General features: G+C 70.7%; 25 protein-coding genes. 9 read left to right on the top strand and 16 right to left on the bottom strand.

Going from position 1 to position 20,781, the window contains the following annotated elements:
* Positions 1-3: 3 nt before the first annotated feature.
* Positions 4-1,197, bottom strand: coding sequence for an outer membrane lipoprotein carrier protein LolA (locus ABSL23_RS07550; protein ID WP_353635245.1), 1,194 nt, complete (start codon positions 1,195-1,197; stop codon positions 4-6).
* A gap of 128 nt (positions 1,198-1,325) precedes the next feature.
* On the opposite strand from ABSL23_RS07550, the gene ABSL23_RS07545 reads away from it, so the two are divergent.
* Positions 1,326-3,338, top strand: coding sequence for an AMP-binding protein (locus ABSL23_RS07545; RefSeq protein WP_353635244.1), 2,013 nt, complete (start codon positions 1,326-1,328; stop codon positions 3,336-3,338).
* On the opposite strand, the gene ABSL23_RS07540 is transcribed toward ABSL23_RS07545, so the two are convergent.
* Genes ABSL23_RS07540 through ABSL23_RS07515 form a run of 6 tightly spaced genes read right to left on the bottom strand, consistent with a single transcriptional unit; the run spans position 3,339 to position 6,894 of the window.
* On the bottom strand, positions 3,339-3,719 hold the full coding sequence (locus ABSL23_RS07540; RefSeq protein ID WP_353635243.1) for a hypothetical protein: 381 nt from the start codon (positions 3,717-3,719) through the stop codon (positions 3,339-3,341).
* A gap of 33 nt (positions 3,720-3,752) precedes the next feature.
* Positions 3,753-4,322, bottom strand: a complete 570-nt coding sequence (locus ABSL23_RS07535) for a GNAT family protein (protein WP_353635242.1) — start codon at positions 4,320-4,322, stop codon at positions 3,753-3,755.
* Entirely contained in the window at positions 4,319-4,888 is a 570-nt protein-coding gene (locus tag ABSL23_RS07530) for a GNAT family protein (RefSeq protein WP_353635241.1), read from the bottom strand. Before ABSL23_RS07530 ends, ABSL23_RS07535 begins: the two co-directional genes overlap by 4 nt.
* Positions 4,885-5,058, bottom strand: a complete 174-nt coding sequence (locus ABSL23_RS07525; protein ID WP_157533975.1) for a hypothetical protein — start codon at positions 5,056-5,058, stop codon at positions 4,885-4,887. The genes ABSL23_RS07530 and ABSL23_RS07525 overlap by 4 nt, the downstream gene beginning before the upstream one ends.
* Positions 5,059-5,111: 53 nt before the next feature.
* Positions 5,112-5,807 (bottom strand): hypothetical protein, encoded by a 696-nt coding sequence (locus tag ABSL23_RS07520; protein WP_353635240.1) that lies wholly within the window; start codon positions 5,805-5,807, stop codon positions 5,112-5,114.
* Positions 5,808-5,847: 40 nt separating this feature from the next.
* Complete coding sequence (locus tag ABSL23_RS07515) at positions 5,848-6,894, bottom strand: phytoene/squalene synthase family protein (protein WP_059055895.1); 1,047 nt, start codon at positions 6,892-6,894, stop codon at positions 5,848-5,850.
* Between the two features lie 298 nt (positions 6,895-7,192).
* Between ABSL23_RS07515 and ABSL23_RS07510 the strand changes: the two genes are divergently transcribed.
* Positions 7,193-8,335, top strand: a complete 1,143-nt coding sequence (locus ABSL23_RS07510; RefSeq protein ID WP_353635239.1) for an acyl-CoA dehydrogenase — start codon at positions 7,193-7,195, stop codon at positions 8,333-8,335.
* Between the two features lie 39 nt (positions 8,336-8,374).
* Here the strand turns inward: ABSL23_RS07510 and ABSL23_RS07505 are convergent, their stop codons facing one another.
* The 5 genes from ABSL23_RS07505 to ABSL23_RS07485 form a co-directional block, all read right to left on the bottom strand.
* Positions 8,375-8,899, bottom strand: a complete 525-nt coding sequence (locus tag ABSL23_RS07505) for a hypothetical protein (RefSeq protein WP_353635238.1) — start codon at positions 8,897-8,899, stop codon at positions 8,375-8,377.
* A gap of 82 nt (positions 8,900-8,981) precedes the next feature.
* Positions 8,982-10,205: a DUF418 domain-containing protein gene (locus ABSL23_RS07500; RefSeq protein WP_353635237.1), complete on the bottom strand. Its 1,224-nt coding sequence runs from the start codon at positions 10,203-10,205 to the stop codon at positions 8,982-8,984.
* A 109-nt stretch (positions 10,206-10,314) separates the two neighbouring features.
* Entirely contained in the window at positions 10,315-10,620 is a 306-nt protein-coding gene (locus ABSL23_RS07495; RefSeq protein ID WP_353635236.1) for an AzlD domain-containing protein, read from the bottom strand.
* On the bottom strand, positions 10,613-11,347 hold the full coding sequence (locus tag ABSL23_RS07490) for an AzlC family ABC transporter permease (protein ID WP_353635235.1): 735 nt from the start codon (positions 11,345-11,347) through the stop codon (positions 10,613-10,615). Before ABSL23_RS07490 ends, ABSL23_RS07495 begins: the two co-directional genes overlap by 8 nt.
* A 54-nt stretch (positions 11,348-11,401) precedes the next feature.
* On the bottom strand, positions 11,402-11,746 hold the full coding sequence (locus tag ABSL23_RS07485) for a helix-turn-helix domain-containing protein (protein ID WP_353635234.1): 345 nt from the start codon (positions 11,744-11,746) through the stop codon (positions 11,402-11,404).
* An 87-nt stretch (positions 11,747-11,833) separates the two neighbouring features.
* Here ABSL23_RS07485 and ABSL23_RS07480 point away from each other — a divergent pair, with 87 nt between their 5' ends.
* The 3 genes from ABSL23_RS07480 to ABSL23_RS07470 are packed head-to-tail and all read left to right on the top strand — an operon-like array spanning position 11,834 to position 13,714.
* A complete protein-coding gene (locus ABSL23_RS07480) occupies positions 11,834-12,109 on the top strand; it encodes a hypothetical protein (RefSeq protein WP_059055882.1) in 276 nt (91 codons plus the stop codon).
* A 46-nt stretch (positions 12,110-12,155) separates the two neighbouring features.
* Positions 12,156-13,322, top strand: a complete 1,167-nt coding sequence (locus ABSL23_RS07475; protein WP_353635233.1) for a thiolase domain-containing protein — start codon at positions 12,156-12,158, stop codon at positions 13,320-13,322.
* Positions 13,319-13,714: a Zn-ribbon domain-containing OB-fold protein gene (locus ABSL23_RS07470; protein ID WP_353635232.1), complete on the top strand. Its 396-nt coding sequence runs from the start codon at positions 13,319-13,321 to the stop codon at positions 13,712-13,714. The genes ABSL23_RS07475 and ABSL23_RS07470 overlap by 4 nt, the downstream gene beginning before the upstream one ends.
* Here ABSL23_RS07470 and ABSL23_RS07465 read toward each other — a convergent pair.
* From ABSL23_RS07465 to ABSL23_RS07455, 3 genes are read right to left on the bottom strand one after another with little or no spacing between them, the layout of a single operon-like run.
* On the bottom strand, positions 13,691-14,626 hold the full coding sequence (locus ABSL23_RS07465) for an alpha/beta hydrolase (RefSeq protein WP_353635231.1): 936 nt from the start codon (positions 14,624-14,626) through the stop codon (positions 13,691-13,693). The two genes, ABSL23_RS07470 and ABSL23_RS07465, sit on opposite strands and share 24 nt — an antisense overlap.
* 42 nt (positions 14,627-14,668) lie before the next feature.
* Positions 14,669-15,649 (bottom strand): methylmalonyl Co-A mutase-associated GTPase MeaB, encoded by a 981-nt coding sequence (meaB, locus tag ABSL23_RS07460; RefSeq protein ID WP_353635363.1) that lies wholly within the window; start codon positions 15,647-15,649, stop codon positions 14,669-14,671.
* Position 15,650: 1 nt separating this feature from the next.
* On the bottom strand, positions 15,651-16,067 hold the full coding sequence (locus ABSL23_RS07455) for a cobalamin B12-binding domain-containing protein (protein WP_059055872.1): 417 nt from the start codon (positions 16,065-16,067) through the stop codon (positions 15,651-15,653).
* Between the two features lie 130 nt (positions 16,068-16,197).
* On the opposite strand from ABSL23_RS07455, the gene ABSL23_RS07450 reads away from it, so the two are divergent.
* The 4 genes from ABSL23_RS07450 (at position 16,198) to ABSL23_RS07435 (ending at position 19,846) form a co-directional block, all read left to right on the top strand.
* Complete coding sequence (locus tag ABSL23_RS07450) at positions 16,198-16,800, top strand: DUF420 domain-containing protein (protein ID WP_353635230.1); 603 nt, start codon at positions 16,198-16,200, stop codon at positions 16,798-16,800.
* A 426-nt stretch (positions 16,801-17,226) separates the two neighbouring features.
* A complete protein-coding gene (locus tag ABSL23_RS07445) occupies positions 17,227-17,661 on the top strand; it encodes a DUF5788 family protein (RefSeq protein ID WP_059055868.1) in 435 nt (144 codons plus the stop codon).
* Positions 17,658-19,412, top strand: coding sequence for a DNA polymerase/3'-5' exonuclease PolX (gene polX / locus ABSL23_RS07440; RefSeq protein WP_353635229.1), 1,755 nt, complete (start codon positions 17,658-17,660; stop codon positions 19,410-19,412). The genes ABSL23_RS07445 and polX overlap by 4 nt, the downstream gene beginning before the upstream one ends.
* Positions 19,409-19,846 carry a Mut7-C RNAse domain-containing protein gene (locus ABSL23_RS07435; RefSeq protein WP_353635228.1) on the top strand — a complete coding sequence of 146 codons (438 nt, stop codon included), beginning with the start codon at positions 19,409-19,411 and terminating at the stop codon, positions 19,844-19,846. Before polX ends, ABSL23_RS07435 begins: the two co-directional genes overlap by 4 nt.
* Here ABSL23_RS07435 and ABSL23_RS07430 read toward each other — a convergent pair whose 3' ends face one another.
* Positions 19,847-20,752, bottom strand: a complete 906-nt coding sequence (locus ABSL23_RS07430; protein ID WP_353635227.1) for a hypothetical protein — start codon at positions 20,750-20,752, stop codon at positions 19,847-19,849.
* Positions 20,753-20,781: the final 29 nt, after the last annotated feature.

Here is a 20,781-nt window from a genome sequence, read left to right as displayed (position 1 = left end):
ATATCACGCCGCCGACGCGTCGCAGCCGACCGAGCGCGCGACCTCCACGAGCACCGACGCGGGAACCCCCTGTCCGCGCACCGTGTACCGGTACTCGCCGCAGTTCCACGACACCGACGCCGTCGGGCCGTACGTCACCGCGGCCTCACGGTCCCCGACTTCGACCGTGCGGTGGCCGTCCACGGGGAACGTTCGGTTGTACTTCGCGACCGTGATGCGGGACGTCTCGTTGACGTACCGGAGGCCGACGCCGTGGACCTCGCCGGTCGTCTCGGAGGCGTACGTCGGCCGGAACGACGCCGGGACGTCGGGCGACGGCACGGAGACGTTCGTCGCGTCGCGGAGCGCCGCCGCGCTCTGGTAGGTCGTCGTCTCCGGGGTGTCCACGCGCTCGACGGTCGCGTCCGCAGGCGGGTCGAACGTGAACGCGTCCTCGCCGAGGCCGGGGTCGAAGGTGACGTTCGTGTACGTCGTGCGCACGGCGACGCGCGTCCCGTCGTCTACCCACTCGGTGTGCTGTTCGAGCACGAAGAAACGCTGGGTGTCCACCAGCAGCGTCTGCTCGTAGGCGGCGGCGTCGGACTGCGGCGCGAGCCGGAGGACGTACGCCGTGCGGTCGCCGACGCTCGTCGTGCCGTCGTACTCGACGCCGAGCGCCGCGTCCGCGGACGCGTTCGGCCCGCTCGCGGCGCTCGGGACGACGGGCAGCGGCGCGACCCCGGACGCCGACGCGCTCGCCGACGCCGAGCGCTGCGTGACGTTCAGCGCGGCGAACAGCCCCTCGATGCGGTCGCCCCGTCCGACGCCGTCCTCGGACATCTCGGAGAGCGGCACGCGCTTCGCGCGGTCGCCGGCGTCGTCGTACAGCCACAGCACGGAGCCGTTCGACACCGTCACCTCGTAGCGCTCGCTGCCGTCGACGACCGTTCTGCGGCGCTCGTCGGTCCCGGGCCGGAACGCCACCTCGGCGACGGTCCGGCTCGTCCGGTTCCCGCGCTCGACGACCGTCGTCTCCGTGGCGGTGACGCCGTCGATGCTGGCGTACTGCTCGCTGGCGTCCGCGCCGACTGGCTGGCTGGCGGCTTCCGGGGCGGCGACCAGCCACAGCGCGCCGGCGACGACGACGGCCGCGACGGACGCAACTACCACTATCGTGGCGACGCTCCCGCGGTCGGTCGTGCGGCCGTCAGCGCTCATTTATTAGCCGAACGAACGGTGGATATTTTAATAACGTTTGTGATGCGTACGTGGCCACAGGTCGCGTTCCCGGCGTCAGCCCCGGAAGCTGCGAAACACCTTTCACGGGAAGGCAAGAGTTGCCACACATGGACACCCTCGACGAAGTGGACGAAATCGTCCACCGACCCGCCGAGGAGTTCGTCGAGTCCACGAACGTCTGGCAGTTCATGCAGGCGTACGACATCGCGGACTACGACGAGCTCGTCGACCGAACCACCTCCGACCTCGACTGGTTCTGGGGCGAACTCCCTGGCTATCTCGGGCTGGAGTTCTACGAGGAGTTCGACGAAGTGCGAGACGAGAGCGGGGCGCGACGCGCCCCGGAAGGAGCGAGCGGCGCAGCCGCGAGCCGCGAGGGGCCGCAGTTCACGGAGTGGTATCCGGGCGCGAAGCTCAACGTCGCGCACAACACCGTGGACCGCCACGCCCGCGTGGACTCGGGCACGCGCAACCACGTCGCCTGCATCTGGGAGGGCGAGGACGGCGAGGTCCGCCAGCAGACCTACCACGACCTCCACCGGCAGGCGAATCAGGTCGCGAACGCGCTCGTCGAGCGCGGCGTCGGCGAGGGCGACACGGTCGGCCTCTATATGCCGATGGTCCCCGAGGTGCAGAGCATCCTCTACGGCGTCTTCAAGGTCGGCGCCATCGCCGTCCCCATCTTCTCCGGGTTCGGCGTTGACGCCACCGCCACGCGCATCGAAGACGCGGAGTGCTCGGTGCTGTTCACCGGGGACGGCTTCTACCGCCGCGGCGACCCGATTACGCTCAAGCAGACCGCCGACGAGGCAATCGAGCAGGCAGGCCACGTCGAGCACACCATCGTCTACGACCGATTAGGCGCAGACATCCCGTGGGACGAGAGCCGCGACGAGTGGTGGGACGAAGCCGTCGAGACGCAGGACGACGACTTCGAGACGCGCTCGATGGACGCCAGCGACCCCTGCATGCTGCTGTACTCGTCGGGGACGACGGGGAAGCCGAAGGGCATCGTCCACACGCACGCCGGCACGCTCGTCCAGCCGGCGAAGGAGATTCACTTCGGGTTCGACCAGAAACCGGGGGACCGCTTCTTCTGGGTCTCGGACATCGGCTGGATGATGGGGCCGTGGACGCTCGTCGGCAACCACGCGTTCGGCGGCACCATCGTGATGTACGAGGGCGCGCCCGACCACCCCGAGCCCGACCGCTTCTGGGAGCTGATAGACCGCCACGGCGTCACCCAGTTAGGCATCTCGCCGACCGCGATTCGCGCGCTCCGGAAATATGGGGACGAGTGGCTGGAGGGCCACGACCTCTCCAGCCTGCGCCTGCTGGGTTCGACGGGCGAGCCGTGGGACCCCGAGAGCTGGGCGTGGTTCTACGAGAAGGTCGGCGGCGGGGACACGCCCATCATCAACATCTCCGGCGGCACCGAGGTGTTCGGCTGCTTCCTGATGCCGATGCCGATCCAGTCGCTGAAGCCCTGCACGCTCGGCGGTCCCGGCCTCGGCATGGACATCGACGTGGTGGACGAGGACGGCAACTCCATCAGGGACGCCCACGAGCGCGGCTACCTCGTCGCGCGCTCCTCGAACCCCGCGATGACCAAGAGCCTCTGGAGCGGCGACCAGCGTTATCTGGAGGAGTACTGGTCGCGCTTCGAGGACGTCTGGAACCACGGCGACTGGGCGCAGGTCGACGAGGACGGCTTCTGGTTCCTGCACGGGCGCGCGGACGACGCCATCAACGTCGCCGGCCGGAAGGTCGGCCCCGCCGAGGTGGAGGGCGCGCTCATCGACCACGACGCCGTCAATCAGGCCGCCGCGGTCGGCGTCCCCGACGACACCACCGGGGAGGCCGTCGTCGCGTACGTCATTCTCGAAGACGGCGTCGAGGCGAGGGACGACCTCCGTGCGGCCCTCCGCGAGCAGGTCGGCGCCGAACTCGGGAAGCCGTTCCGCCCCCGCGAGGTGCTGTTCGTCGAGGAGTTCCCGAAGACCCAGTCTGGGAAGATCATCCGCCGCGCCATCGAGGGCGCGTACACCGGCGAGGACGTCGGCGACCTCTCCAGCATCGAGAACCCCGACGCCGTCGAGGCCATCGAGAACGCGCGGTAGTCAGAGGTCGTCGAGCAGGCCCTCGGGGCGCAGCACTTCGCCGTACTTCTCGAAGTCCTCGACGTGGAGCCACGCCAGCCGCGTCGTCTCCTCCGTGTCGGGGTCGTAGACGGTGACGCCGGTCTCGTCGTACAGCCAGCTGTCGTCGACGCTCGCCTCGAAGACGCGCACGCCGTCGTAGTCACCGAGTACAGTCACCCACGAGAGGTCCACGCCGAGCGTCTCGCGGAACGCCTCGCGGACGGCCTCCTCCGGGGACTCGTCCGCGCGGACGTCGCGGCCGAGCGGCCGGTAGACGCGGCCCTCGTCGGGGTCGGCGACCTCCTCGACGAGCAGCTCGTCGAGGTCGCGAATCAGGCAGCGCGCGGTCGTCGCGGTCACGGCCCACACCGACCGAGCACGCGCAAAAAAGGGTTACTGTTCGGCCCACTCGCGGCGCAGCAGGTCGTAGCGCACCTCGTCGTAGTAGTCGCCGTCGATGTACCGGGACTCGCGGCGGCGCGCGACCTGCGTGAACCCCATCGCCTCCAGCAGCCCGCGGGAGGCGTCGTTGAACTCGTAGGCGCCCGCGGTGATGCCGTGGACGTCGTAGTTCTCGAAGACGTAGTCGATGCCCGTCTCGGCCATGTCGCGGCCGTACCCCTCGCCGTGGTACTCGGGGAGCAGCCAGTAGGACAGCCACACGCGGTCGCCGTCCACGTGGCGCGCGTTGAAGCTCCCGATGGGCGTCGTCTCGTCGTCGTCGGGGTGGCCGCGGGGCGCGTCCGCGGCGTCGTCGCACGCGACGAACGTCGCGGTGCCCTCGCTCTCTATCCAGTTCTCGATGCCTTCCTCCTGCTGGGCGCGCGAGCGGTGGTGAATCGACCCCAGCGAGTACCGGATGCGGGGGTCGGTGCAGGAGCGCTGGAGGAACGCCGCGTCGTCGCGCTCGACGGTGCGGAACGTGACGCGCTCGCCCTCGGTGACGACCGGCCCCGGCATCATCGACCCTCCCACTCCTCGCGGAGCAAGCCGTACTCGACGGCGTCCTGGTACGCGCCCTCCGCGAACCACACCTCGCGGCCGCGGCCCTCGTCGGTGAAGCCGACCGTCTCGAACGCCTCGCGGGTGTAGTCGTCGCCTTCCAGCACTTCCGCGCCGACCGTGTGGGCGTCGTACGTGCGGAACAGCCCCTTCAGCGCGAGGTCGATTGCGGCGGCGCCGTAGCCCTCGCCGCGGTGTTCCTCGGGCACCCACAGCACGAGCCCCGGGCGGTCGCGGTCGACGTGACTCGCGAACACGAACGCCACGGGTGTCGTCTCGTCGTCGTCCGGGTGGTCGTAGGGCGCGTCCTCGCCGTCCACGCACGCGAGGTAGGCGGCGTTGTCGTCGTCCTCGACCTCCTCCTCGACGAACTCCTCGACCTCGGCCTCGCTCTTGTGGCCGCCGGCGTGGACGCCGAGGCGCGCGTACAGGTCCGTGAACAGCCGCTGGAGGAACGCCGCGTCCTCCCGTTCGACGGTCCGCAACACGAGGTCGTCGCCGACTTCGAGTATCGGCCCGGGAATCACTCGCTCACCGCGTCGCCGCTCGATTCGCTGCCGCTCGCTGCCGCGATTCGATGTGTGTCGCGTCGGGTGTCGCCGTCGCGCTCGTCGCCCTCGGGGGCGCCGTCGGCGCGCTCCGACTCGGCCGCGCCCGTGGAGGCTCGGCCGCCCCAGTAGATGACTGCGTCTGGCACGTCTCCCCCATTTCACCCCCGGATAATAGCGGTTCCGCGAGAGTGGTACCCACTCACACGTCGGGCGACGGCGCGGCGTCGGCGGGCGCGACCACGCGGTCCTCGGGCGCGTCATCCGTCGCGACCGCGACCGTCCCCGCGCCGCCGGCGGGCGGCAGCACTATCGACGCGCCCGCGAGCAGCGGCGCGAGCACGCCGGCGACGACCGTCCCGCGCTCCGCGAGCGGCGCGCGCACCGCGACGCGGTCCTCGGCGTCGTACTCCTCGGCGACGCGCCGGGCCGCCTCGACGGCCGCGCCGTGCGTGACGCCGGCGAGCAACTCGGTCTCCGCCGTGACCGACGGCTCCGGGAACGTCGGGTTCTCGCTCCAGACATCGCGCTCGAAGTACGTCCACGACGGGTCCGCGGGCGGCTCCCCCCAGCCGACGCGCTGGCCGCCCGGCGGCAGGTCGTACTCGCCGAGTTCCACGGTCGGCCCCGCGAGCACGCGCGCCTCGACCACGCGGTCGGGGCCGAACGCCACGGTCGCGCCCAGCAGCGCCGACCCGAGGAACGTCTGGAGCGCCTCGGGCGCGGGCACGTCCAGAATCGCGACGCCGGCTTCCTCGCGGACGCCGCAGTGGCGGAGCGCGTTCCCGGTCTTGTACGTCTGCGACCGGAACTCGCGGGCGTCGTGGACGCGGTCGGCGCGCACGACCGGCTGGTCCGGGTCGTCGAGACTCGCGACGACGTCGGCGACAGTCTCCATAAGAAGTGGTGGCGGCGGCAGCGACTAACGCGTTCCGGGTTCAGGCCAGCGACTGGGTGGCGATGCGCTCGCGCAGGCGATCCAGCGCCGCGCGGTCGAAGTCGCCCGTGACCCGCGCCAGCACCGCGTGGACTTCCGCCCGCGAGACCTTCACGTCGCCGTCCTCGACGACGTCACCGGGTCGGTCCCGGAGCTCGCGCATCGTCCCGACCGCCAGCAGGTACGGCACCGTCCACGCCGCCAGCGTGTTCCCGCTGGTCGTCGGCATCGCCTCCAGCCACCGCTGCGCGCCGTCGGCGTACCCCCGAGCGCGGTCGACGACGCGCTCGACGACGTTGCCCACGCCGGCCGCGTTCGACGGGTCCGCAACCGCCTCGGGCTCGACGCCCGCCTCGTCCAGCCACGACGCCGGCAGGTAGACGTTGTTCTCCTCGTGGTAGTCCGGCCGGACGTCCTTCGCGACGTTCACGAGCTGCAGGAGGAGGGCGAACGACCGCGCGTGCTCGCGCATCGTCGCCGCGTCCTCGCGGGCGGCGTCCGCCGCCAGCAGCTCCGTGACGAGCTCCCCCACGGTCCCGGCCACGTACCAGCAGTACTCCTCTAGCTCCTCGACGGACTGGATGCGGAGGCCGCCGTCGTCGGCGTACCGCTCCACGAACGACGCCATCCCCGTCGTCATCTCGCGGACGGTCGGCCGAATCGCGGCCTGCGCGTCCGCGTCGAGGCTCTCGAACGCCCGCAGGACGCGGGGCGCCTCCGCGACGACCGTCCAGTCGGCGTCCAGTTCGGCCGGCAGGTGCGGCTCCACGTCCTCGCGGAACGCCGCGACCCCGGTCTCGTCGGCGGGGTCGAGCACGCTGTCGTACGTCCGCAGGAGTTCGGCCTGCTCGGCGGGCGGTATCGACGTGGCGTCCTCGACGGTGTCGGCAACCCGGCACAGCAGGTAGCCGACGCAGATGCGGGTCGCCATCGGCTCTTCGAGCGCGTCGATAGTCAACGCGAACGTGCGGGAGACGTCCTGCACGGCGTCGTGGCACCACGCGCGCTCGTCGGCCGCGGGCTGTGGGGACTGTTGGCCTCCGACCATCGCTATACCCCCGTTACGGGGACCACGCGCAAAAAGGGACGGGGGTCAGCCCGACGAACCGACACGTCCCCCGCGCTGCTCGCGACTCTCGGCGCTCGCCGCACAGGAGACCACGGTTCGCTCCGGTCGAACACGACGCTCACGCATCGCTTCGCTCCGCGTTCGCGGAAACGCGGCCTCGCCGCGCTCGGCCACGCCGCTCGCGGGTCGCTGCGCTCCCCGCTCGCCGTAACGTGGCCTCCCTGTGGTCGGCCACGCTTATGAGAAAGCTAAAGGAACGACCCGGCAAGTTTCGCGTATGGACTTCAGCCTCAGCGACGAGCAGCGCCAAATCAAGGAGATGGTCTCGGACTTCGTCGACGAGGAAGTGATTCCCCGGGCGGAGGACATCGACCACGACGACGAGTTCCCGCAGGACCTCGTCGACCAGATGAGCGAGCTCGGCCTGATGGGGATGCCGTTCCCCGAGGAGTACGACGGCGCGGGCCTGGACTACCACTCGTACGCGCTCGCCCTCGAAGAAATCGCGCGCGGGAGCGGCGGCCTCGGCACGGTCGTCGCGGCGCACACGAGCCTCGCGGGGAACGTCCTCTACCAGTACGGCGACGAGGACCAGAAGCAGGAGTACCTCGCGGCGATGAACCGCGGCGACGACGTCGGCGCGTTCGCGCTCTCGGAGGCGGGCGCGGGCTCGGACGTCCCCGCGATGGAGACCACCGCCGAGCGGGACGGCGACGAGTACGTCATCAACGGCGAGAAGCTCTGGATTTCGAACGGGAGCGTCGCGGACACGGTGACGCTGTTCGCGAAGACCGACCCGGACGCCGGCCACGAGGGCATCTCGTCGTTCGTCGTGCGCCCCGAGGAGGACGACGGCTTCTACGTCGAGGGCACCGAGGACAAGCTCGGCGACAAGGGCTGTCCGACCGCGGAACTGCGCTTCGACGACCTGCGCGTGCCCGCCGACCGGCTGGTCGGCGAGGAGGGCGACGGCTTCCGGCAGGCCCTGGAGACGCTGAACGGCGGCCGCATCACCATCGCCGCGCGCTCCATCGGGCTGGCGCGCGCCGCACTCGACGACAGCCTCGACTACGCGCAGGCCCGCGAGCAGTTCGACCAGCCCATCAGCGACTTCCAGGCCATCCAGCACAAGCTCGCGGACATGGACACGAAGATTCAGTCCGCGAAACTGCTGATGCACCGCGCCGCGGACAAGAAGATGCGCGGCGAGGACTTCATCAAGGACGCCGCGCAGGCGAAGCTCTACGCCTCGGAAATCAGCCGGGAGGTCACCAACGAGGGCATCCAGATTCACGGCGGCTACGGCTACACGAAGGACTTCGCCGTCGAGCGCTACTACCGGGACGCGAAGCTCAACGAAATCTACGAGGGCACCAGCGAAGTGCTCCGGAACACGATTGCCCAGCGGCTCCTGAAGTAAGCCGTCGGTCGTCGCGTCACGGAGAGAACGAGCGTGATTCTACGCCGCTTTCGGGCGGCGAGCGGCGTACACGACGCCCACGAGCCCGCCGACGGGAACCGCGAGCCACCACGTGAGCACGAGCGCGGCAGCGACGGCGACCGCCGCCAGTTCGAACGGGTTCGCGACCCCGCCGGCCGCGACGGCGCCCGCCGCGAGCGGGACGAACGCCACGAGGTACGCCGCCACGGCGCCGACCGCGCCCACGACCGCCCCGCGGAACGCGCTCCGGGCCGGGGCGATTCGCCACCCGGCGACGCCGACGAGGAACGCCGCTGGCACGGCGAACAGCAACCCGGTCGTCGCGGCGTAGACGGCCCAGTTGTACTCGATTGTCGCGAAGTACGGCGTCCAGCCGAGGTCGACGACCTCGGCGTCGATTGCCCAGACGGACGCGGCGTACAGCGCCGCCACGAGGACGGCGCCGGTCGCCGCCGCGTAGCCCGCGGCGAGGTCGTCGCGGTCCGTTCCGGGGCCGTACCGACGATACGCGGTCTGGAGGGTCTGCAGGTCCGGGGACTGCATAGACGGCCGTTGCACCGCCACCCAAATGTGTATTCTGGATGAAACTACGCCGGTGGTTCGCGGCGCGGAGGGGCGACGCGCACTACGCCGAGCGGTCGTCCTCGCGCCCGGCGCTGAGCGGCTGGCGCTCGCCGTACGTGAGCGTGCGCCAGAGCCACTCCATCGGCCCGTAGCGATAGCGCCGCAGCCACAGCACGGTCAGCGCCACTTGGAAGGCCCAGATGGCGACGACGACGCCCAGCGCCTCGAACCGCGTCACGCGCCCGAACAGCCCGAGGCCGTGCCCGTAGAAGACGGCCGTGGCGAGCACGCTCTGGAGGAGGTAGTTGCTGAACGCGGTGCGGCCGACGCCGGCCAGCGTCCGCGTCAGCACGCCGTCGGGCCGCCGTCGCGCGTACAGCATGACGACCGCGACGTACGCGCCGGCGAGCGGGAGGCTCCCCCAGTAGTTGAACTGCCGCCAGAGCAAGCCAGCGGCCGGCGTCCAGCCGCTCGCTTCGACGTACCAGACGCCGGCGAGCGCGACTGCGAGCCCGGTGGTGCCGCCGACGGCCGCGAGCCGCCGGTAGAACCGCTCCGAGCGGTCGTTCGTCAGGACGCCCCACTCGAACAGCGCCATCCCGAGCAGCATCGACCCGCTCACGCGCCAGCCAGTCGACGCGAGGTAGCCGCTGGTCTGTCGCTCGAACGCGGTCGGCACGCGGTGGGCCAGCTGCGCGAGCCAGCCGCTGTGGTACGTCTCGATTTCGGCGCGGAGCGCCGCCTCGGCCGGCCGCCACGTCTGCGCGAACGCCGAGAGGTCCGCGAACAGCGCGGACGCGACTTCCGTCGCGGACGGCACGAGGAGCAGGCCGAGCCCGAGTACCGCCTGCCGCCGCGCGGGCTCGTGGCGCGCGCCGACGACCCAGAGCGCGGTGACGCCGTACGCGACGAGCACGTCGCCGTACCACAGCAGGTAGGCGTGCAGCAGGCCGAACGCGACGAGCAAGCCGGACCGCCGGAGGTGGAGGGCGAGCGCGGGCTCGCCGCGGCGCTCGCGGTTGCGGACGAACAGCGCGATGCCGCCGCCGAACAGCAGCGTGAACAGTGTGATGAACTTCTGCTCGACGAGCACGTGGCCCGCGAACCACGCCCAGTAGTTCGCGCCCGCGAAGTCGCCGTACGCCGTCGGATTCAACAGTACGACCTCGGGCATCGAGAACAGCCGGACGTTGACGACCAGAATCCCAAGCAGCGCGAACCCGCGGAGTGCGTCGAGGCCGACCACGCGCTTGGACGGCGGCGTCGGCCCGCCCGCGCCGCTCATCGGTCGCGCTCCGACTCTCGGGCCGCGGTTCCGGTCGTCGCGTCGATGTCAGTCACTCCCGCGTTCGTTAGTGAGCCGACACAAAAGGTGTGGCGCAGGACGGCCCGCGCTACAGCGCGTTCCGGACCGCGAGCACGACGGCGACGCCGACCGCCAGCGACACGAGCAGGTTCCCGGTCTTGCGCGCGACGGCGACGGTCGCGGCCGCGGCGATCCACTCGGGGACCCCGCCGTCAGCGAGCGCGGGCGCGACGAACGCGACGACGACCGCGCCCGGGAGCACGTCGATGCCGGCTTCCGCGCGCTCGGAGAGGTCCACGCGCCCGAGCAGCCAGAAGCCGCCCGCCTTCGTCGCGTACGTCACGACCGCCATCGCGAGAATCACGGCGACGACGGTCGGGTCGAGGTCAACCATCGTAGGTCACCACCTCGGTCGCGGCGCCGGCGAGCGCGCCCGCGAGGATGTACCACTCGCCGGGGACGACGGCGTGGACGGCGAGCGCGGCGGCCGCCGCGACGACCCACGGCCGCAGCGACTCTTTGCCCTCCCAGAAGCCGGCGGCGAGCGTGAGGAACAGCGCGGTTGCGACGAAGTCCAGCCCGTACGTCGCGGGGTCGCCGACGAGGTCGCCGACGGTCGCGCCGACGACAGTGGAGGCTATCCACAGCAGCCACAGCACGAGGCCGCTCCCGAGCAGGAACGCGCCGTTGTGGCTGCCCGAGCGCAGGACGCCGATGGACTGCGCCCAGTTCTCGTCCGCGAAGAAGAACACGCTCGTGTACGCCTGCGGCGCGGTGAGTTGCTGGAGCCACGGCCGCAGCGCCGCGCCCATCAGCACGTACCGGAGGTTCACGAGCAGCGTCGTGGAGACGACCGCGACAACCGGAATCGGGTCCGCCCACAGTTCCACGGCGACCAGCTGCGCGGCGCCCGCGACCACGGTCGCGCTCATCACCGCGGCCTCCGCGACGCTCAGCCCCGCGCGGCGCGCCACCACGCCGAAGACGACGCCGTAGCCCGCGACGCCGACCGCCACCGGGAAGCCGGCGACGAACCCCTCGCGGACGCCCGCGACGCTGAACTCCACGGACTGCACGCCGTCCTCGTCGGCCTGCTCGGTCGTCGGTTCGGCTTCAGCCACCGCTATCCCTCCGCGTAGCGACTCCCATCAGTTCGAGCCACGACCGCCGCGCCGTTAACGATTTGGAGAACGAATGTTCTCCCGACCGCGCGTTCCCTCCGTCGCGTCGAGCGCGCCCGCGACGAGCGCACGACCGCGCGCCGACAGCGAGTAGCCAGCCGACGAGTGGTCGACGAGGTCGTCGAGGCGCCGGAGGTGGTAGTTCAGTCGTCCGTTGTCCGGGACGTCCGCGGCGGACGCGAGCGCGGAGTACGACAGCGGACCGCTCGCGTCGAACAGCGCGCCGAGAATCGCCGCGCGCGTCGGGTCCGAGAGCGCGTCGAACGCCGCCGTCGCGTCCCGAAGCGCCGCGGCGGTCGCCGGGTCGTCGTCGGGCCACGTCCAGCGTGGAATCGCCATCAGTCGGTCGTGGTCGCGCCGCCGGCATAAGTCCCGCCGTCGTACAGACCCACCGTGTTTTTCCGCCGGCCGGCCGAACTGCCGACGATGACCGAGGAGACCGCCGAGGCCGACGGCGTCACCGCCCGCTACTACGAGACCGACACCGAGCGCGTGCTGGAGTTCGAGCGCGACGGGCGGACGGCCGCCGTCGCGCAGAACGTCGAGGGGTACGCGATGCTGAAGGTGCGGCCGACCGCGGACGGCGACGAGCTGGAGCGCTACTACGGCTTCGACATGGCGCTGGACCACGCCGCGGAACTGCTCGGCGCGGACCCCAACGCCCTCCCAGTGCCGGAGGCCGCCGCCGACATGGGGATGTGAGCGGGGGTCCGCACGCCTTTTGACCCCGGTCGAACAATGATACGGTATGACGAAGGTTCGCGTGGCCGGCGCCGGCATGACGGAGTTCGGTAGCTTCCCCGAGCGCACGAGCCGCGACCTGTTCGCGGAGGCGGGCCGCGCCGCCGTCGAGGACGCGGGCGTCGCCCGCGAGGACGTCGAGGGCGTCTACTACGGCAACTTCATGGGCGAGCTGAGCGAGCACCAGGGCCACCAGGGCCCGCTCGCGGCGGAGGCGCTGGGCGTGCAGGCGCCCGCGACGCGCTACGAGAGCGCCTGTGCGTCCAGCGGCGTCGCGCTCCGGCAGGCCGTCCGCGACGTGCGCAACGGCGAGGCGGACGTGCTGGTAGCGGGCGGCACCGAGCGCATGACGAACCTCTCGACGGCGGAGTCCACGGAGGCGCTGGCCATCGCCGCGGACGAGCTCTACGAGGTGCGCGCGGGCGTCACGTTCCCCGGGGCGTACGCGATGATGGCGACGGCGTACTTCGAGCAGTTCGGCGGCACGCGCGAGGACCTCGCGCACGTCGCGGTGAAGAACCACGCGAACGCGGTGGGCAACGACCGCGCGCAGTACCAGCGCGAGATCACGGTCGCGGAGGCGCTGGACTCGCCGGCGGTCGCGGACCCGCTGCACCTCTACGACGCCTGTCCGGTCACAGACGGCGCGAGCGCGGTCGTCCTCGTCAGTGAGGACTACGCCGAGCGCCACGACCTCGACGCGGGCGTCGCGATTACCGGGACCGGGCAGGGCGGCGACCGGATGGCCTTGCAGGACCGCGAGAACGTCGCCACGTCGCCCGCCGCCACCGAGGCCGCGGAGGAGGCGTACGCGGACGCCGGCGTCACGCCCGACGACGTGGACGTCGCGGAGGTCCACGACTGCTTCACCATCGCGGAAGTGCTCGCGCTGGAGTCGCTGGGGTTCTTCGAGCAGGGAGAGGGCGTCACGGCCGCCCGCGACGGGAAAACGACGCGGGACGGCGACCTCCCCGTGAACCTCTCCGGGGGGCTGAAGGCGAAAGGCCACCCCGTGGGCGCGACGGGGACGAGTCAGGTCGCCGAACTCACGAAACTGCTGCGCGGCGACCACGTCAACAGCGAGCACGTCCCCGACGCCCGGGTCGGCGTCGCGCACAACGCCGGTGGAACGGTGGCGAGTGCCGTCGTTCACGTTCTGGAGGTGGCAGAATGACGGGAGACGGCGAGGAGTCGGTCGGCGACGCGGGCTTCGACGAGTTCCTCGACGCGCTCGCCGACGGCGAGGGCTACTACGTGGAGTGCGCGAACGGCCACGGGAGCCTGCCGCCGCGGCGCGTCTGCCCGGAGTGCGGGAGCGCCGACCTCCGCGAGACGCCGCTCCCCGAGTCCGGCGAGGTGGCGACGTACACGAAGGTCCACGTACCCGCGCCGTCGTTCGCCGACGACGCGCCCTACGTCACGGCCGTCGTGGACTTCGGTCCCGTGCGGCTCACGGGGCACGTGCTGGCGGCCGTCGAGGACGTCGAAATCGGGCGAGAAGTCGAGCCGGCGGTCGGCGAGACGGAGACGCGGGGCGACCAGCTAGTGGTCTTCGAGCCGCGGTAGGTCCTCGCGGACCGCGTCGAGGAACACCTCGGGCTGTTCTGCGTGCGGGAGCAGGCGCGTCTCGTCGACGACGACCAGCCGCGTGTCCGCGTCCTCGGCGACGTCCCGGCCGGCTGCGAGCGTCGAGATGGTGGCCTCCCGGCCCCAGACGAGCGTCGCCGGGCAGTCGCGCTCGCGGAGTTCGGCGCCGAGGTCGACGTCCGCGTCGAGGTAGCCGCCGACGAACGACGCAGGCGCGAACCGCGCGCCCTCCTGGTGGGCGGTCTGCCACTGGTAGTCCACGAGCCCCTCGGGGACGCGCTCGGGGTAGTAGAAGGCGTCGCGCTCGTCGAAGTACTGGAGGGAGGGCTTCGCGGTCAGCGCGTCGAACGCCGCTGCGCCGAGGACGGGCGAGCGGAGGAGCGCGCGCAGCCACGGCCGCCGCGGGCCGGTGTCGGCGGTCGGGCAGACGAGCAGCAGGCCCGAGACGTCGGCCTCCTTCGCAGCAATCGCCGCCCACGCGCCCGAGAGCGAACTCCCGACGACGACCGGGTCGTCCGCGACGTCGGAGACGAAGTCCGCGACGAACTCCTCGTACAGCGAGGACGTGTACGCGACCGGCGGGCGGTCGGTCCGCCCGAACCCCGGGAGGTCGGGCGCGATGACGTGGTAGTCCTCCGCGAGCGCGTCGAAGACGCCCGCGAACTCGCGACTGGAGGCGGCGGCGTGGACCCCGTGCAGGCAGACCACGTCCGGGCGGTCGGAGTCGCCGGCCTCGGTGTAGGCCACGTCGAACCCGCGCCACCGGTAGGTGTCCTGTGCGCCCGCGAGCGCCGGCGGCAGCTCGCCGGCTTTCGCGCGGAGGCCGCGGTCGAGAAGGTCCGCGGCCGCGACGGTGCCGGCGGCGCCAGCGAGGAGTCTGCGAAGTCGCATACCGGATAGTTCAGCCGCCAGTCGCTTAGCCGTTGTGACGGCTCACTCGCGCTGCCTGTCGAGGCAGTCCGCGAGCGGTTCGATTACGTCGTCGGCGACCTCGTAGGGCGTCGTCTCGCCGGCGTCGATGCGCTCGACGAGTTCCTCGACGCCGCCGCGCGCCGCCAGCTCCTCCTCGACGAGTTCGCTGGCGTCCTCCCGCAGGAGGTTCCGGAGTTCCTCGGCGTGGCGCTGGTGGCGCTTGGCCTCGCGGCGGCCCGACGCGTCGAGCCAGTCGGCGTGCGCGTCGAGCACGTCGAGGAACTCGGCGACGCCCTCGCCGCTGTTCGCGACCGTCTCGACGACCTCGGGGTCCCAGTCACCCTCTTCGCCCTCGCGCATGTCGAGCATGTTCTTCAGTTCGGTGACGGTCTTGTCCGAGCCCGCGAGGTCGGCCTTGTTCACGACGAAGACGTCCCCGATTTCGAGGATGCCCGCCTTCAGCATCTGCACGTCGTCGCCCGACGACGGCGGCACCAGCACGGCGACCGTGTCCGCGGTCTTCACCACGTCCACCTCGTTCTGCCCGGCGCCCACCGTCTCGATGATTATCTTGTCCTTCCCGAACGCGTCGAGGGCTTTCACGGCGTCCGCAGTCGCCGTCGAGAGGCCGCCGAGGCTGCCCCGAGCGGACATCGACCGGAAGAACACGTCCATGTCGGTCGCGGTGGACGCCATCCGGATGCGGTCCCCGAGCACCGCGCCGCCCGTGAACGGGCTGGAGGGATCCACGGCGATGACGCCGACGGTGAGCCCGCGGTCGCGGTACGCCTTCGCCATCTTGTCTACGAGCGTCGACTTCCCGGAGCCCGGGCTGCCCGTGATGCCGATGACGTCCGCGCTCCCCGTGTGGGGGTACAGCGCCGACACGAGGTCGCGGTAGCCCGGCGACCGGTTCTCGATGCGCGTGATGGTGCGCGCGAGCGCCCGGTGCTTCCCGGCGAGCAACTCCTCGACGAGGTCGGGGGCGTCCTGGGCGGCCATCTCAGTCACGCCGCGTCACGTTCTCCCGGATGAACTCGATGGTCTCCTCCATCGGCGTCCCCGGCCCGAAGATGGCGTCCACGCCCGCCTCCTTCAGCCCCTCGCGGTCCTCGTCGGGGACGATGCCGCCGACGATGATGAGCGTGTCCTCGAAGGCGTCGTACTCCTGCAGGCCCTCGACGATTTTCGGGACGAGCGTGTTGTGCGCGCCGGAGAGAATGGAGATGCCGAGCACGTCGACGTCCTCCTGCACCGTCGCCTGCACGATTTCCTCGGGGGCCTTGTGGAGCCCGGAGTAGATGACCTCGAAGCCGGCGTCCCGGAACGCCCGCGTGATGACGTGGGCGCCCCGGTCGTGGCCGTCGAGTCCGACTTTGGCCACCAGACACCGGATGTTCCGCTGGGATTCGTGGCTCATGCCCGGGATTTTGCCACATGCGTGTTTCACTTTAACGGACTTCTATTACAGTCCTGCTTGCGCTACCCAAACTCCGGTTGTTCCCGCGAGAAGCGAAAGCGGGTTTGCGGATGGGGTCGAACGTCCGCCCATGACCTCCGTCTCCGAGTACGCGCGAGCGAACCCGCGCCGCGTCACCGTCGTCCTCTCGGTCGTCGGCTACGCGCTCGTCGCCGCCGCCTTCTCCGGCGTCGTCCCGCTGTTCCCGCCGCTCTCAGACGACACCGTCCTCCTGTTCTCGGACGCCATCGCCGTCGTGAACACGCTCGCGCTCACCAGCCTGCTGGCGGGCGCGGCATTCATCAAGCGCGGTGACGTCCAGAAACACCGCGCCGCGATGCTGACCGCGTTCGCGCTCATCTGCGTGTTCCTCGTGCTCTACCTCTGGAAAGTCGGCGGCGGCTTCGAGAAGTCCATCGTCATCGAGGAAGGCCAGTTCCTCGCCCAGTACGCCGGCGTCGTCGAACCGCTGTACCTGCTGATGCTCGCCATCCACATCTTCCTCTCCGTCGTCGCCGTCCCCGTCGTCCTCTACGCCATCACGCTCGGACTCACCCACACACCGGCGGAACTCCGCGAGACCAGCCACGCCAAGTACGGCCGCATCGCGGTCGCCGCGTGGTCGCTGTCGCTGTTCCTCGGCGTCGTCACGTACTGGATGCTCAACCACGTCTACTCGTGGGTCCCGCGCTAGGTTCGCTTCTCGGCGCTGTCGAACGCTCTGTCGTCTGCGCTTCCTCGAAAGCCCCGGCGCGCTGAACCCGGCCCCGGCGAAGCAAGCACCGACTGGAGCGCAGCGAGCCGCGGACGGTTCAGCGCGCCGCCCCTTTCAGTCCCGCCCAAGCCTGTTGGTCAGCCGGTAGCGGGTGGAGATGAAAGGGGCGGAGCTCGCGTGGCGGCTTCGCCGCCACGGTATGAGGCGGTCGGCAGAGCCGACCGCCCAGTAGACGAAGGCAGGCGACGTAAGCACCGCAGCGAGCGTAGCGAGCGAGGAGCGCAACGAGCCTCCCGAGTCTCCAGCTCCGGGGCTTTCTACACCGGGATGTAAGCAAATCCAGAGCCGAATAGTTCGAGTCGACGTAGCCGGGGGGCTTTTGCGGGAGCCGGCGGTACAACGAGTATGCGCGAGTTCGAGCGGAAGCAGCTCCTCGAGCGCGTCGACCGGGAGGCGGCGACGGTGGGGGCGTCGATTCCCGACACGCTCGACGTACAGGGCGAGGAGTTCGAGTTGCGGGAGTTCGTCTTCGAGGTGAAGAAGCTCGACGCGGTGCCGGCCGAGCGCCGCGAGGACGTCGAGGACGCGAAGAAGTCGCTGCGCCGGGAGCGCCTGCAGCGCCGCGAGCGACTGGAGGAGGCGGACATCAGCCGCGAGGAGGGGGAGGAACTCGTGGAGGCCATCATCGGCATCGAGCGGGCGTTGAACGCGCTGGAGTCGCTGGGGACGACGAACATCGAAGCGGAAATCGAGGCCAGCGAGCGCGCGGACCGCAAGCGGTGGTTCTCGTTCCTGAAGGAGGCGCTCGGCCACGACGACAACGAGGGCATCAAGCGATGAGCCGGAACAACGAGGTCGCGAGCGTGCTCGAAGCGTACGCCGACCTGCTGGAGGCCCAGGACGTCAGTTACAAGCCGAACACGTACCGCCGCGCGGCGTCGAACATCCGGGACCACTCGGCGGCCGTCGAGGACCTCGCGGCGGAGGGCGCGGATGAAGTCCAGCGCATCGAGGGCGTCGGCGACGCCATCGCGTCGAAGGTCGTGGAGTACGTCGAGACCGGCGAAATCGAGGAGCTGGAGGCGGAACGCGAGAAGCTCCCGGTGGACATCGAACAGTTGACCTCGGTGGAGGGGGTCGGGCCGAAGACCGTCAAGAAGCTCTACGACGCGCTCGGCGTACAGACGCTGGACGACCTCGAAGAAGCGGCGCGAGCGGGCGAGATTCAGGAGGTCGAGGGGTTCGGGCCGAAGACCGAGCAGAACATCCTCGACCACATCGGGTTCGCGCGGCAGGCCCAGGAGCGGGAACTGCTCGGGAACGGCCGTCCCATCGCGGAGGACGTGCGCTCGTTCCTCGCGGACCTCGACGCCGTCGAGCGCGTGGAGGTCGCGGGGTCGACGCGGCGGTGGCGCGAGACCATCGGTGACGTGGACGTGCTCGTCGCCAGCGACGCCGGCGAGACGGTCGGGGAGGCGCTGACCGAGTGGGACCGCGTGGACGAGACGCTGGACTTGGGGCCGACGAAGACGAGCGTGCGGTCGAACCGGGTCCGCATCGACCTCCGCGTGGTGGTCGACGAGGAGTTCGGCGCGGCGCTGCAGTACTTCACGGGCAGCAAGGACCACAACGTCAGGGTGCGCAACCACGCCATCGACCAGGGCAAGAAGGTCAACGAGTACGGCGTCTTCGACGTTTCAGAGGTCGATGACCCGGACGCAGGCCAACGCGTGGGCGAGCGGCTCGCCAGCGAGACCGAGGAAGCCGTCTACGACGCACTCGGCCTGCCGTTGATTCCGCCGGAGCTACGCGAGGACCGCGGCGAGGTCGAGGCCGCGGCCAGCGGCGACCTCCCCGAGCTAATCGAGGAGGGCGACGTGCGCGGCGACCTGCACGCGCACACGGAGTGGTCGGACGGCGACCTCACGGTCCGTGAGATGGTCGAAGGGGCCGCAGAGTTCGGCCACGACTACGTCGCCATCACCGACCACGCCGAGGGCCCGGGCGTGTTCGGGGACAGCGGGCTCTCGGACGCCGACCTCCGCGAGCAGGCCGACGAAATCGAAGCCGCCCGCGAAGACGCGGATATCACCGTCTTCCACGGCGTCGAAGCGAACGTCGACGCCGACGGGAACGTCGTCGAGGTCAGCGACGACGTGCTCGCGGACCTCGACGTCGTGGTCGCGAGCCCGCACAGCGGCCTCGGCGAGGACGGCGGCGACCAGACCGAGCGCCTGATTTTGGCCGTCGAACACCCCCACGTCGATATTCTCGGCCACCCCTCGGGCCGGCTCATCAACGACCGCCCCGCGATGGAGTTCGACCCCGAGGCGCTCGCGGAAGCCGCGGCCGACGCAGGCACCGCGCTCGAAATCAACAGCAACCCCCATCGCCTCGACCTCTGGGGGAGCGTCGTCCAGACGGCCGTCGAGGCGGGCGCGACTATCGCGGTGAACACGGACGCCCACTCCACCGCCGAGTACGCGAACGTCGAGTACGGCGTCCACACCGCGCGCCGCGGCTGGGCGGAACCTAATGACGTGCTGAACGCCCGCGACCCCGAGGGCGTCCGCGAGTTCCTCGACTCGTGACGTTCCTGCTGGACGCGATGCTCGGGAGCCTCGCGCGCATTCTGCGAATGTGTGGCCACGACGCCGCGTACTGCCTCGACAGAGGTATCGAAGCCGACGACGCGATTCTCGACCTCGCCGCCCGCGAGGACCGCGTCGTCATCACGCGCGACCGCGAGCTGGCCCAGCGAGCGCCCGAGAGCATCCTCGTCGAATCGAAGGACGTCGACCACCAACTGCGCGAACTCGCCGCCGCGGGCGTGGACCTGACGCCGACGCCGGGCGAGCGCTGTGGCGCGTGCAACGGCGAACTCCGCGAAGTCGACGAAGAGACAGAACGCCCGGAGTACGTCCCCGACGACGCTTCGCCCGTCTGGTGGTGCGAGGACTGCGGGCAGTACTTCTGGGAGGGCAGCCACTGGACGGACGTCGAGAAGCGGCTCGAAGCGCTGTGACTACTGGTCGTTTCGCTCCCACCACTCGCAGGCTTCCATGTCGTCCATCTCCTCCTCGTAGAGCCCGCAGTACGGCTGCATGCCGTCGTCGCCGACGTACTCGAAGTGCGCGCAGTTCCCGCAGTACTTGTCCGGCGTCGGGCCGCCCGCCGACGGCGCGGCGTCGTTCAGCGGCGAGGAGATGTCGTCGGTGGTCGCGCCGCCGTCCGAGACGGACGGGGACGCGCCCGCCGTCCCCGCCGTCTGCGTGGCCGGGGACGACGGCTTCGGCTCGGACGCGTTCGCGCGAGTGCGCTCGTCGGGGTCCTCGACGCCGCCGAAGACGCCGACGCCGCCGAAGCTCCCCGAGGCGAGCTTCTCGCGGGCGCTCTCGACGTCGTCGGCTGGTACCTCGACGGTGTGGGTCTCGCCGTCCTTCGTCACCGTGAGCGTCACCGTGCCGCCGGGGTCGTTGCGCGTCTTGAACGTCGCGACCGCGGTGAACAGACACCACATCGTCGTGATGATGCCGGCGGCGTAGACGAGGATGAACGCCAGCGTCGCCGTCGACGGGACGCCGCCCGACCCCGGAACGTAGATGACCGGGTAGGTCGCGCGGAACAGCATCACGCCGAGGACGGTGAGACCCGCGCCGACCGCGGCGGCCGCGCGCTGGAGCCGGTTCGCCGGGAGCACCGTGAAGATGCCGACGAGCACGGACGGAACGCCCAGTCCCGCGAGCAGCACCGCGATTTCGCGGCTCTCGTACTGCCCGAAGCCGTTGTTGATGAGGAGCCCCGTCCCGCCGGCGAGAATTCCGCCGACGACGAGCAGCGCGCCCGCGGCGAACAGGCCGGTGCCGAGGTAGACGCGCCGCTGGCTGGCCTCGCCCGCGCGCCGGTCGTAGGTCTCCCCCAGACTGGTCATGCGTCCCTGTTAGACGCGCAGGGTAAAAA

This window comes from Halobacterium sp. NMX12-1 (assembly GCF_040435975.1).
Taxonomy (GTDB): Archaea; Halobacteriota; Halobacteria; order Halobacteriales; family Halobacteriaceae; genus Halobacterium; species Halobacterium hubeiense.
Note: the sequence above shows the minus strand (reverse complement) of the source record. Positions and strands in the feature narration are given on the sequence as shown.